Raw genomic sequence first — 12949 nt, 5'->3', positions numbered from 1 at the left:
TACCCTGCCCTCTTGTTTCTCGTGTGATCAATTTTGTCGATCATCACAAGTAGAATTTTGTAGTTGATTGACACGAATAAAATGAGGTATTAGATGTTCGAGATTTGATGGGCATTGCCCACCCAATTAAATACACTAAATTAGCCGTATCAATCCACTTAGAAAGAGGTGATCGCACTAAGTTTTACTACCCTAGTACTCCCCCCGCCTGTTTAAACAGTTGCTCCATTTTCTCGTAGGTAACTGTGGGCTGACCATAACGACCTGGTGGTAAAGAAGCCCACTCCCAGCTTAGGATGTCACAGGCCGCCCTGATTTTACCTTTTTCTATTTCGTCTAATGCACCTCGTTGTTTAATGAGTTGAATGGCGGCTTTGTCTTGATTGCTAGGAGAAAAATCTTTCAAGCCTAGTTTTTTGGCAACTCCATCCCAAGTTTTGCTCAGGAATTGATATCGCCCTGCTGCATCCGAGCATAAGCTGCCTGAACATATAACACGACGAGGATGATCGGCAAAACTAGAAAATGTCTTGCCAGTGAACATGATATTGTATCCTGTCCTTACACCATCTCCAACGCTCTTATCTGTCCCTTCTGGCCAAGCAATGGCATCTAAGAAAGCCATGACTTGTTTGCTTCCTGAAGCTTCAGTATGTGCAGGTGTGGGATCGTTAATCTGAACGTGCGGCTGGAAAACGTACCAATTGAAAAAGCCTCCGTGGGGAGATTTGAGTTCAAATTCCCAATGATTCTTGGAAGCTGGTCGATACCAGTTGATACCAATTTTTTCGCCTTTTTCTAAATCAAACTTTTCTCCTGGATTGTCAATATCCGTGCTATCGATAGTAAATCGCTTGATCACGGTATCTTCAAGGGCGGTCAAACTTAATTCTGCCATGTAATTTCTCCTTTTGTTAGCTCTCGATTCAGTTATAGCGATACGCAATTGAGTGAGATACAGGCAAAGCTTTGCTTAGACTGGTTTGTAGTCCGTGCTCATGTACCTCATACGACTGCGAACCGTTACACTCGTTAGTAGTTGTGAGCAAAATCAACCTATACACTTACGGTTCTAAATTCTGGATGGCTCTCTTGGGTTTTGTGGACAAAATGTATCTTATATGATACATTTCGAGAAAAGCTTTACTCTCCTGATAGCTGAAAAGCCTTGCTGTCAGGGCGTATCGCATCCCCCCCTTCCCAAATTTAAAGCATTCTCCAGTTTTCTTCCGCTTTCCTGTATAAGCTAAAATGGCTGATATCTATTTCGTTGCGCCTTCCTGGGTGCTTCTCAGGCAACTATGCAATCTCCTACAATCACTAGCCCCTTAGACGCTTTTCTCCAGCAAGCCAACATTGAAGCCTCTCCTGCCTGGGAATTCATCCATGGACAGGCCCAGCAAAAGCCCATGCCAACGCTGTTTCATTGCCGCCTCCAGCGCAATCTTGTTAACGCGATCAACAACCAAACCAAAGCATACGAGGCAATCCAAGAACTCCGTTGCATCGTGCCCCCGCTGTCTCCCGTGCCTGACATTGCCGTTGTTAAAAGCGATCGCCTCTCAGAGGTGGATGGACCGCTGCAAGGTCCACCGGACTGGTTAATTGAAATTCGCTCCCCCGACCAAAGTACGTTAGATCTACAGAATAAAATTCTGCACTGCTTGAGCAACGGAACTCAGCTCGCCTGGCTGATCGATATTCAGCGACAGCAAATCTGGGTTTGGGAGAACCAAGAACTGCCACTGGTCTATGCGGTCACCGATATACTCCCTACCCTTGGCAATATCTCTGACCTGACTGTGGAAACTGTAATCGCAATGACCCAGCAGCGATAACAAGCGCAACTGTGGGATGCCACCTTCGGAGACGCGCGAAGCTGAGGCACTGCGAAGCAGCACGCTAATATTTAGCTCTTCTAGCGTGCGTTAACCAAGTCTAACGCACCTCTTTGACGATAAAGAGTCTAAGTGAACTACTCTCAAGGTCGTTGAGAGCTTCCTGCTTCAATGGGATGCGCTTTCCACCTCGAAAGATAGCAAGTCTTACCTTCCCTCTACAGGCATCCGTCCTAGTTCCTAAGACCCATACTTTTTCTGGAAACACGACCCGCCGAAGCTCGGTTATCGCTTAAGGAATAGTGGTCAAGATATATTTACCATAGCATCGGTCTTTGAGAATTGTCTATATGCAAAGTCAGCATTCATGAGGGGAACCCTGGGGCGAATTACTTCGCCCCTTTAAAAGCCCCGTCCCGAAGCGCTTAGCGCTTCGGGACGAATGCTGACACTAAGTTCACATTTTTTTGACCACTTTTTAGCTGATAATCACACTAAACGTTTGTACTCGGGAGAGCCTAAATTCGGTCAAAAAATTAACGCAGTAGCGTTTCTGTAAAGATAAGGTGAAAGGTTGTAGCATTAACGATGAAAGTTTGACTGTCAAATACGGGTGCGGCTGAAATGAACAAGTCAGTGATTATTAATCTAGGCAGTGGGGACTTGTATCAGGGATTTCGGCGAGTTACCGTTCAGTTGTGGACGGACGGCAATCCGCGGCCAGAGCAATTTATCGGCACGTTGCCCGCCGCACCTGCTTTAGGGGAACTGTATCGAAATTGGCAGCTTGTTTATCGGGGGCTATGCGATCGCCTTGGGCGCAGCGAAGCTGAACGCCTTACGGGCGGACAACGTCATCCCATAATATCCCAACCAGGACATCTATCCTCATCTTCTCTCGCAGACGCTGGTGAACTAGAAATCAGTGAAGTAGGCATTACCAATATTTCTCAGGTCAGTTTTGATGAGTTGTGCCAGCAGCTACAGGCAAGCATCAATACTTGGCTGAAATCGGAGGGGTTTCTCCCCATTGAACTGCAACTGCGATCGCGACTCGACTCATCCGCTCCCATCCGAGTCATGATTGAAACTAACGATCTGGAATTGCGCTCTCTTCCCTGGCATCGCTGGCATTTCTTCGAGGATTATCCCCAAGCGGAAATGGCGTTGAGTCAACCAGAGTACCAGTATCGAAATGTTCTGAAGTCAGCAAAAACTGACCAGAAAGTCAGGATTTTAGCCGTCTTAGGCAATAGCTCTGCCATTGATTTAGCCACAGAAACCCGCTTACTTCAGCGGTTGCAGGATGGGTCAGTTAAGTTCCTGGCCAACCCCTCACGCCAGGAGTTCAATACTCAATTATGGCAGCCTGAAGGGTGGGATATCCTGTTTTTTGCCGGTCACAGTCAAACCCGGGGACAAACGGGTCGAATATATATTAATGAGAATTCAACCCACAATAGTTTGACGATTCCACAGTTAGAAGAGGCACTGAAAACCGCGATCGAGAAGGGGTTAACGCTGGCTATTTTTAATTCTTGCGATGGTTTAGGCTTGGCACAAGCACTGGAGAAACTACACATTCCCACGGTGATTGTCATGCGCGAACCGATTCCCAATCGGGTGGCACAAGAATTTTTTCAGCAGTTTCTGACAGCATTTGCGCTCGAGCAATTGCCGCTCTATCTTGCCGTTCAGCAAGCGCGTCGAAAGCTGCAAGGATTAGAAGATGATTTTCCAGCAGCGTCTTGGTTGCCCGTGATTTGCCAAAATCTAGCCGTTGAACCTCCCACTTGGATTCAGTTGGGAGGAACGCCAACCTGTCCCTATCGCGGTCTATTTGCCTTTCGGGAGGAAGATGCTCGGTTCTTCTTTGGGCGGGAGCAGGTAACTCAGGCACTGCTGGCTGCGGTCAAACAAAAGCCATTGGTGGCGGTGATTGGTGCTTCTGGCAGTGGCAAATCATCCGTCGTCTTTGCGGGATTAGTGCCGCGCTTGCGTCAGGAATTAGGCAGTAGCGGCATGAAGGAACAAGGCTCGCCGTCTGTACAGATTGTCTCGTTTCGTCCAGGAAATAATCCGTTTGAAGCGTTAGCAACTGGGTTGGCGCCTTGTCCTGCGATCGCTAAATTTGTCTCTCTACATCAGCCCCAACAGGGGTGTGGCGATGCTCTCCCAGAAGGTCAAAGCGACAGCTTCGCTAACGCAGTAGAACTAGAGCGGCTCTTGCGGCAAGACGACCAGGGATTATCCAACCTCATCGGGTGGGTTAAACAGCAGAATTTAGGGATGCGCCTGATTTTGATCGCCGATCAATTTGAAGAACTCTATACCCTTTGTCCAGAGGCAGAGCGACAGAGTTTTTTGGATACTGTACTAAATGCCGTGAACTCCGCTCCAGCGTTCACCCTGATTCTGACCCTAAGAGCAGACTTTTGTGGCTATGCCCTAGCTTACCGCCCCTTGAGTGATGCTTTGCAAGGTGCAATTCAGATTTTGGGGCCGATGAACCCGGAAGAGTTGCAAGCCGCGATCGCCAAGCCCGCCGCCCAAATGCAAGTGAGGTTAGAGGATGGGTTAATCCAGAAGCTGATCCATGCCATGAACGAGCAGCCAGGGCGTTTGCCCCTGTTGGAATTTGCCCTCACGCAATTGTGGTCAAACCAGCGAGATGGATGGCTAACCAATCAGGCTTATGACCAGATTGGCGGCGTAGAAGCATCACTGGCCAATCACGCAGAATTCGTGTACGCTCAACTGAACGAAGAGGAGCGACAGCGATCGCAACGGGTATTTATCCAATTAGTGCAGCCTGGCGCCGGGACAGACGATAGCCGGCGTTCTGCTACACGGGATGACGTGCAGCCGGAAAACTGGGACTTGGTGGCGCGTTTAGCCTCCTCTCGCTTAGTGGTGACCAACCGCAACGAATCTACAGGAGAAGAAACCGTAGAAATTGTTCACGAGGCATTAATTGGCGGCTGGAAACGGCTCAGGAATTGGATGCAGCTCGATCGAGAGTTTCGCCTCTGGCAAGAGCAACTGCGGGCAAACCGCTACCAGTGGGAGCGCAGCCATCAGGATGAAGGGGCATTGTTGCGGGGTAAACCTCTGACCGATGCAGAATATTGGTATCTGAATCGCCCTGATCAACTGAGTTCGGGCGATCGCGAATTGATTGAGCAAAGTGTGGCACTGCGCGATTGCGAACTGAAATCCCAAAAGCGCAGGCGAAAGTTAACGATCTCAGGACTCACAGGTGGCTTGCTAGGGGCCTTAATCTTAGCAGGAGTCGCTTGGGGGCAATGGCAGAATTCAGTGCGTAGCGAGAGCCAAGCCATCACTGCGTCCTCAGAAGCACTTTTTGTATCTAACAATAAGTTAGATGCGTTGATTGAGGCCATTCGGGCAAGAAAAAAATTAGACTGGACAGGCGGAGTAGACAATGAAACTAAAACTAAGGTAGATTCCGTCTTACGGCAGGCAGATTATGGTGTTCTTGAATACAATCGTTTATCAGGACATCGGGACGAAGTTAAAAGCGTCGCCTTCAGCCCCGATGGTAACACGATCGCCTCGGCTGCTGGCGATAAAACTATCAAGCTCTGGAAGCAAGATGGTACTCTAATCGCCACCCTCAACGGACACAGCGATAAAATTTGGCAAGCTGTGTTCAGTCCCGATGGTCAGACAATCGCGTCCGCTAGCAAAGATAAAACCATCAAACTTTGGAGGATAGAAGCAGGCAAAATACCTATTCTAATAAGGACCCTTGTTGGACATCATCATGATGTGAGGGGAGTGGCATTCAGTCCCGATGGTCAAATGCTGGCTTCAGCCAGTGACGATAAGACAGTAAAACTCTGGAAGCGGGATGGCACTTTAATTGCAACTCTAGCAGGTCACACTGCTATCGTGAACGGAGTAGCGTTCAGCCCTGATGGTCAAATGCTGGCTTCAGCCAGTGATGATGAGACGGTAAAACTCTGGAAGCGGGATGGCACCTTGATTACAACTCTCACAGGTCACACTGATATTGTGAACGGAGTAGCGTTCAGCCCCGATGGGCAGCTCCTAGCTTCAGCCAGTTGGGACAAAACGATAAAACTCTGGAAACTAGAAACAGGAAAAATGCCGACTCTACTGGCAACCCTCACAGGAGATAGTGAAGTGGTTTATGGAGTGGCCTTCAGCCCTGACAGTCAGACTCTCGCTTCAGGTAGTTGGGACAAGACTGTTAAGCTCTGGAAACGAGACGGCACTCCGATCACGACTCTCAACGGACATAGCGATCGCGTTTGGGGAGTAGCTTTCAGTTCCGATGGGGAAAATCTTGCTTCAGCCAGTGGTGACAAAACAGTCAAGCTTTGGCAGCTGAAAAGCCCCTTGATGACAAGGTTGGCAGGACATACTGCGGTCGTAATTGGAGTGGCCTTCAGCCCCGATGGTAAGACCATTGCTTCGACCAGTGATGACAAAACGGTCAAGCTTTGGCAGCGAGATGGCACTCTGTTCGCAACTCTCAGCGGACATACCGCTCAGGTTTATGGAGTCGCCTTCAGTCCCGATGGTCAGAGGTTGGCCTCCGCAAGTGCAGATAATACCGTCAAGCTCTGGAAGCTAGGGCGAGGGAAGCCTCGATTACTTGCAACCCTAATGGGACATCAAGCAGTGGTTTGGGGAGTAGCCTTTAGTTCTGATGGACAGATGCTTGCGTCTGCAAGCTGGGATAATACTGTCAAGCTCTGGAACTTAGGGCAAGGAACGCCCCAACTCCTCGCCACCTTGAGAGGACATCAAGCGGCAATTTTTGGAGTGGCATTTAGCCCTGACAGCAAAACCCTAGCTTCCGCAAGCGCAGACAATACCGTTAAACTCTGGAGAGTGAAGCCAGCGCAGATGCCTGTTTTACTGAGGACACTTACAGGACATACTGCTCAGATTTACTCAGTAGCATTTAGTCCTGATGGTCAGACGATTGCCTCGGCAAGTGCAGATAACACGATCGAGCTTTGGAAACCGGATGGCACTTTATTGACGACTCTCAAAGGTCATAGTGCTGTCGTTTATTCAGTCGCTTTCAGTCCCGATGGTCAGACCATTGCCTCAGCAAGCTGGGACAAGACGATCAAGCTTTGGAAACCGGATGGTACTTTGTTGACGACTCTGAATGGCTATAGCGATCGCTTTTGGGGCATCGCCTTCAGTCACGATGGTCAAACCATTGCCTCGGCAAATGAAGACAAGACAGTCATTTTGTGGAATAAGGAGCAGGTTCTTACGCTTAATCCCTTGATGTACGGTTGCAATTGGGTGCATGATTATTTGAAAACGAATCCCAACGTGAATGAAAGCGAGCGCCATCTTTGTGATTGAATCACTCAGCCTCAAAGCGATCGCCCTAGCCATTAAACCTTTCTGAAATGACAACCCTGAAACCCGTGATCCAGTATTATAACTGGGCGTGCCAAATAGACCTGGGTTTAATGAGTACAGGAACTATGGTTGATTTATCAAAATCAAAAATTCCGATGCTGGAATCGGTTGAATTTCAACGTAGGCAATTTTATCTTGTCGTTGTACCGGGACTGTTGATCCCACTTTATGAGGACCCGTGTAACCCGGAACCGCCGCTTCAGCCGTATTCAAAACCACTGTCATAGTGCTTCCGATTGGGTTGAGATTGGCATCCACCAACACTTTCGCTCCTCGATTATCCGTTCCATGACTGTTTAGCGCACAAAGTGCTTCTTCGTCATCTAAAACCCGTGACCAACCGATAATTTCTCCACTCCGTCCGTGATCGCCAAAGGGTAAGTTCAGAAAAGGGATGGCGGTTGGTCGTAAATATTGCCGTCCTAAGCGCAGCACTGGAAACTGTTTACGGATTGCCGCCATAGCTCCAATCCGGACATAGGCTGGATGATTGGAATCAAAACAATGAGCACCTGCTGTCCCAAATGGCCCAAAGCCAGGTAAGTTTTGATCAACGGATTGCAGGCCCGCCACGCCGAATTGCCGGGGATGCTCAGGACCAAACATGGCCTCTCGCAAATAGCGATCGGATTTCTTCCAGTCGGATAACCACTTCCGTTCAGCCGTTTCTGGCCCTGCCAATGCCTGCTCTGTTCCAGCGTAAATGCAGGGAATCCCCAATGTGAACAGTTGCAATGCCACCCCAGCAACGACCTGATGATCTGATGCAGCTTCGCTGGAAAAGCGGATTTTTTCACCAAATACATGATCGTGATCGTCCAAAATTGAAACATGCCGCCGTCCGAGGTTCCGGTGTGATCCCATTACCGCATTCCCTGGATCAAACCCGTTAAAGTAAGCTCTTGGATCTATCAGCCCTTTGGCAACCTGATTAAGATTCCCCCGCATCTCGCCAATATCCAAGGCAGCATTTAAGTTTTGCCCTACTACATCTAGATAGCGGTCTTGGTTATAGTCTCCGCCTGCTATTTCTCCCACTAAAAAGAAGTCACTCTTGCCCAAATTAGCCGCAAACTCCTTAATCGTTCCACAAAAATTTCGAGCTTGATCATAGGTCACATGCTTGAGCGTATCAATCCGAAAGCCATCGCAGTCTGTCAACGCGATCCAGTATTTGTAACACCGGGCTAAGTTGTCTAAAAGATGAGGATAGTCTAACTGGAAATCACGCAAATTAATAAAATCTGAACGCCGGAATTCGGCATTGGGATCCTCCAAATCTCCCCGCCCCAGGCCTCCCTCGCTATAGCCGGCCCGAGTATAGCAATCTGCTTCCTGGAGTTCGCTCGGCCAAACCCCGTCCGCGTTAGTTCGAGGCTTCCCTGCAATGATTTGTCCCTGATCACCTAGCCATGAGCCAAACTGATACCAACTCGACGTATAGGGAGGTTCCTGTTCTCCCCCAGGAGTACCCGGAGCATAGTCCCAGTTATATCCGGAATGGTTAAAAATGATATCGAGGATAATGCGTAATCCCTTCTTGTGGGCTTGATTGACCAGACCAACCAGCTCCTGGCGAGTCCCAAAGCGAGGATCAACCTCTAAAAAATCCTGAATACCATAACCGTGATAGGTATTCAAGTGACCCCGTTGCTGAAAGATGGGTCCTATCCAGATTGTTGTTACCCCTAGTTGGTTTAGATAATCTAGCTTCGACTCTAATCCTTTAAGCGTTCCTCCCTGCCAGCGATCGCCGCCTGACTCTGCCCATTTATCAAATCGCCAAGACTGTCCATTTGGCAGATTAGGTCGAGACTGATTCAGTTGTTGACGATTCAGCAGAGGACGTGTGTTTTCTTTCCCATCACTAAAACGATCAGGCAAGAGAAAATAAAGCACTTCATTTCTCCAATCCGCAGAGGAAGGGTAATAACTCTCACGGCGAGGTAAAGAAAAATCGTTTAGACTACCTGGTCGCGGTTTGGCTAGATTCTGATCGGCAAATTTCATTAGGAATTACCTCAAGATTGATGAATATTGTTCCTTATCTATTTTTAGCAACAGGATATCTATGATTAGGCTAACCTTGCTGATTCTAAATAGTTGTAAGCTATTTTGACTTATGCACTTCATTGATATGCTCGGCCAGTCTGAGGGCTAGAGCACCCAACGTAAGCGAAGGATTTGCTGTGGGAATGTGCGGGAAGACCGACAGATCACAGCAGTACAGATTATCATACTCGTGAAATTTTAGGTGCTTATCAACAACACCTGTGCCATGTTCGCCTATTCTCAGAGAGCCACCAGTGTGATAAGTCTCGGATTCTTCTCGATATTGAAGAGGCTTTTCTACCTCAGAGAGATCAACGCCCAAAAATTCAAACACTTTTTTCTTCAAGGCATTTGCTTCCACTTCTAGGGGACGATCCTCCATCGGTGCTACATAGACCTTGGGGCGAATATCACCAAGCTTGACCCAGTTAGAATCGTTCAGCTTTCTGGGAAAAAGAAACTTGATTTTAGCAGTAATGCGATCATCATTTTCAAACTCCTCTCGGAATAAATCATCATCCTCATAGCGAGGCTCCCAAATCCGAGGGTTAATCGCAAGCTCACAACTAAAATGATTATTTTCCTTTTCTAAGTCATGGTTGGGCAGAATAAGAATTTTAACTTGGTCTTTTGCAGTGATCAATGTCTTCATTCCCATCTGTGGGATGACAAAAGATTGTTCTGCTGCCTGGTGATCAGTAAGACCAATACCGATTTTTCCGCTTTTATCGGACAGATCACTTCTAAGAGCAATACAGGGACTTTCTGTGGCTCCAGCCGCTAAAACAATGACCTTTCCTCGATAGCTTCGTTTGCAGTGATTGATGAGATCTTCACAACATACCTTAGTTACCCTGTGTCCTTCCCATTCAAGGTGGGTAACTAAGTGATTGAGATTGATGGTAATATTTTCTCCGCCAGTCTTCATCTTTGGATAACTGACAGAGTTGAGTAATAGAGCTGCGGTGGAGAAGTAACCCCTTGGGCGCTCATCTGGATTACCTTGACGCTTTGTAATCCATGACATTTCTTGATGGAAACTTCGAGGTAGGTGCTGCACATCATAATCTGGCAGTTCCTCTTCCAGACGAGCCCGAAAGACTTTTTCGTAGTTGTTGTATTCAGTTCTCTTTCGGAAAAGCCTTTCCGCTTTTATATATCCACCCAGTTTTAGGTAGTCAACAATCTCTTTATCCCACTGTTCAAAGTCCCATTTGTTCATCCGGGGAATCAGAGCTGACCAATATATCGATCGCCCTCCCAAGTTCAGGTGTACATCTTTTTTCAGTACTGATCCTGGTGCGTTGTCGTATGCTACCGATTTTCTGACATCCACCTCCGAAGCGGGAATAGGTGTATTGCCAATATGAGAAGGTAAATGAACTGATCCAGCTTCTAATACGAGGACTGACAAGCCAAAATCCGATAGTTGATCGGCAACGATTCCACCCCCCATCCCAGAACCAATGACGATGACATCATATTCCTGATTGGTATCTAAATTGCTAGGCACATATCGACGGGAAAAGTCGGTTTCTTCATTCAGTAAGTTTTCGACAGCGTGGAGATACCTCTTTTTATAGCTGGGAAATGAAATATTTTGCTCCGTAAACTTGACTTTTCGCGAATTATCGTAAGAAACGACAATCGGATTCTGCTCCATCGTAATATCCTCATTAACATGGAAGCAAAGAGTAGCCTTATCCGCATCCGAAGGTAAAGAAATGCGGTACTGCCATTCATGGTTAGTATACTCCCCCCTGATTGGTCTCTTTGAAGACAACGATTCTTCACAAGAAACAGTAACCTCGTTGGCAGGGATATGCTTCGTAGTTTCAAAAACGACCGTGAGAACTTTTTTTCCTTTCATAAAATTTCTCCAAAGTAAACTTGTAGGGGGTATCAAATAGCCAGAGGCATTAAATAATGAAATGACTGGACTCATTCTGGGACATTATCTATGTCCGCAACTTTTTCTGGTTCTTCGTTACTTGGTATGGTTCGATAGGGGGGCATAAATGGACTAAATCCTTATTTGGCAAGATATTTAATTGATTAGTTCGCTCTAGAGCAAAAACAATTGGAAAAAATCGCTAAATGCCTTTCTATATAAGGGTTCCATCGCTTATAACCCCTGTCCATTGCATAACGCAAACCGAAGAGCCCTTTTTCTTGCTAATTATCCTATAGTTGTGAGCAAAATGAACTTATACACCTTATTGCCAGGGATGTGCCTTGTGGTTGTAATTTCGCCCCCTAGTCGGTATCGGTCAGTACGGATGCGATCGCCGTCACCCTATTGGTCACACCTGGCCCACCCAGTCCAATACAAACTCCAAATCCTTGCCTCGCTCTGGCATAACCGTCAGCCATAAAAGCGGCCCCTCCTTCATTCAGGAGATTATTTTTATTTATTCTCCTCTCCCATCTCCCCCGCAACGCGCACGAAGTGGTCTCCCCAGACCCTTCTCCCTTCTCCCCCAATACTATCGGGACGGGGAAGAATTGAGCGGGGGTAAAGAAGGAGAAATTTCGCCACCTCGATCGAATATTTCCAGATTCCATTGACCAAAACGATTACTTTCAAAAGCAATAAAACGACCGTTCCCACTAATCGTCGGACGACGCACTTCTCCTAAAATATTTTCGGTGAGATTTTTTGCTTGCAGAGTTTGTCGATCATAAATATATATATCGGGTTTACCGGACTGTTCCGACACATAAACAATATAACGACCATCGGCACTAATATCCGGTTGATCTTGATAGGTTTTTGCTTGATTTAACCCCGGTAGGGGAACTAAACGATTAGCCACTCGATCGAATAAATAAATCGTTCGTTGACCCCTGCGATCGGAGGCAAAAACCAGATAACGACCATCGTAGTTAAAACGGGGATTATCTTCCGAGGAAGGGGTATTTAAAGTATTTCCTAAAAGCTGTTGGGGAGGGGTGACAAAACCCGCATCACTACATCCCCCCAGACTGATGATATTAACCGCAAGCAAAAGTCCCAGAAGTTTAGGAAACCTGATCATCGGTCGGCACCGGGGAAGGAAGGATACAACAATTAATATCATCAAGACAAACTTTACCCCAATGCAATGCCCAACGCACCAATTCCACCCGATTATCGGTTTTTGTTTTTGTCAAGATATTACTAATATGATTATCAACGGTACGCTTACTAATCTCTAGCTTTTCCGAGATTTCTTGATTGGTTAAACCATTAGCCACTAAATCGAGTATTTCTAGCTCTCGATCGGATAATGAAGCGGCTGTTTGAAACTTCCCAGCAGACATGAGTATAATTCCTCTCGTATATGTACTTATCATTCTAGAAGAATTTTTTCTCCTAGGAATCGATAATCAGTAATCAGTGATCAATAAACAGTAATCAGTGAAAAGACAGCACTGTTACTGCCATTTGATGATGCACACTTAATCCATAGGGTTTGCGGCAAAAAGCTTTTCCTGGGGGCCGGGTGTGGGGTGTGGGGTGTGGGGTTTTATCGATTTTCAGGTGGTCAACTACCTAATTTTCAGGGAAAAAGTCCAGGGATTTTCCCCCCGCTCCCCGCAATGGCTGGCACTTTAAAACCTTTGTGGACAATGCGTTGAGA

The 12949-nt window shown here is 47.0% G+C and carries 8 protein-coding genes; 2 read left to right on the top strand and 6 right to left on the bottom strand.

The annotated features are described in order from the left end of the window. Positions 1 to 187: 187 nt before the first annotated feature. Complete coding sequence (locus GQR42_RS24085) at positions 188 to 898, bottom strand: glycoside hydrolase family 24 protein (protein ID WP_158201905.1); 711 nt, start codon at positions 896 to 898, stop codon at positions 188 to 190. Positions 899 to 1301: 403 nt separating this feature from the next. Between GQR42_RS24085 and GQR42_RS24080 the strand changes: the two genes are divergently transcribed. Together GQR42_RS24080 and GQR42_RS24075 are read left to right on the top strand one after the other, a co-directional pair. After that, positions 1302 to 1838, top strand: coding sequence for a Uma2 family endonuclease (locus GQR42_RS24080; protein ID WP_158201904.1), 537 nt, complete (start codon positions 1302 to 1304; stop codon positions 1836 to 1838). Between the two features lie 624 nt (positions 1839 to 2462). Continuing rightward, positions 2463 to 7214, top strand: a complete 4752-nt coding sequence (locus tag GQR42_RS24075; RefSeq protein ID WP_158201903.1) for an nSTAND1 domain-containing NTPase — start codon at positions 2463 to 2465, stop codon at positions 7212 to 7214. Between the two features lie 123 nt (positions 7215 to 7337). Here the strand turns inward: GQR42_RS24075 and GQR42_RS24070 are convergent, their stop codons facing one another. From GQR42_RS24070 to GQR42_RS24050, 5 genes are all read right to left on the bottom strand, one after another. Continuing rightward, positions 7338 to 9284 carry an alpha-amylase family glycosyl hydrolase gene (locus tag GQR42_RS24070; protein ID WP_158201902.1) on the bottom strand — a complete coding sequence of 649 codons (1947 nt, stop codon included), beginning with the start codon at positions 9282 to 9284 and terminating at the stop codon, positions 7338 to 7340. A 100-nt stretch (positions 9285 to 9384) separates the two neighbouring features. After that, positions 9385 to 11196, bottom strand: a complete 1812-nt coding sequence (locus GQR42_RS24065) for a GMC oxidoreductase (RefSeq protein WP_158201901.1) — start codon at positions 11194 to 11196, stop codon at positions 9385 to 9387. A 386-nt stretch (positions 11197 to 11582) separates the two neighbouring features. Further along, complete coding sequence (locus GQR42_RS30180) at positions 11583 to 11699, bottom strand: thiamine pyrophosphate-binding protein (RefSeq protein ID WP_233271424.1); 117 nt, start codon at positions 11697 to 11699, stop codon at positions 11583 to 11585. Between the two features lie 113 nt (positions 11700 to 11812). After that, entirely contained in the window at positions 11813 to 12364 is a 552-nt protein-coding gene (locus tag GQR42_RS24055) for a TolB family protein (RefSeq protein WP_158201899.1), read from the bottom strand. After that, complete coding sequence (locus GQR42_RS24050) at positions 12348 to 12629, bottom strand: helix-turn-helix domain-containing protein (protein WP_002754772.1); 282 nt, start codon at positions 12627 to 12629, stop codon at positions 12348 to 12350. Before GQR42_RS24050 ends, GQR42_RS24055 begins: the two co-directional genes overlap by 17 nt. Between the last annotated feature and the right edge of the window lie 320 nt (positions 12630 to 12949).

The sequence above is a fragment of the Microcystis aeruginosa FD4 genome (genome assembly GCF_009792235.1).
Lineage (GTDB): Bacteria > Cyanobacteriota > Cyanobacteriia > Cyanobacteriales > Microcystaceae > Microcystis > Microcystis viridis.
Note: the sequence above shows the minus strand (reverse complement) of the source record. Positions and strands in the feature narration are given on the sequence as shown.

Bases quoted from the DNA above. Each gene is read 5' to 3' on its own strand.
- GQR42_RS24075 (WP_158201903.1), top strand. From the start codon at position 2,463: ATGAACAAGTCAGTGATTATTAATCTAGGCAGTGGGGACTTGTATCAG.
- GQR42_RS24055 (WP_158201899.1), bottom strand. From the start codon at position 12,364: ATGATCAGGTTTCCTAAACTTCTGGGACTTTTGCTTGCGGTTAATATC.
- GQR42_RS24050 (WP_002754772.1), bottom strand. From the start codon at position 12,629: ATGTCTGCTGGGAAGTTTCAAACAGCCGCTTCATTATCCGATCGAGAG.
- GQR42_RS24085 (WP_158201905.1), bottom strand. From the start codon at position 898: ATGGCAGAATTAAGTTTGACCGCCCTTGAAGATACCGTGATCAAGCGA.
- GQR42_RS24070 (WP_158201902.1), bottom strand. From the start codon at position 9,284: ATGAAATTTGCCGATCAGAATCTAGCCAAACCGCGACCAGGTAGTCTA.
- GQR42_RS24065 (WP_158201901.1), bottom strand. From the start codon at position 11,196: ATGAAAGGAAAAAAAGTTCTCACGGTCGTTTTTGAAACTACGAAGCAT.
- GQR42_RS24080 (WP_158201904.1), top strand. From the start codon at position 1,302: ATGCAATCTCCTACAATCACTAGCCCCTTAGACGCTTTTCTCCAGCAA.
- GQR42_RS30180 (WP_233271424.1), bottom strand. From the start codon at position 11,699: ATGGCTGACGGTTATGCCAGAGCGAGGCAAGGATTTGGAGTTTGTATT.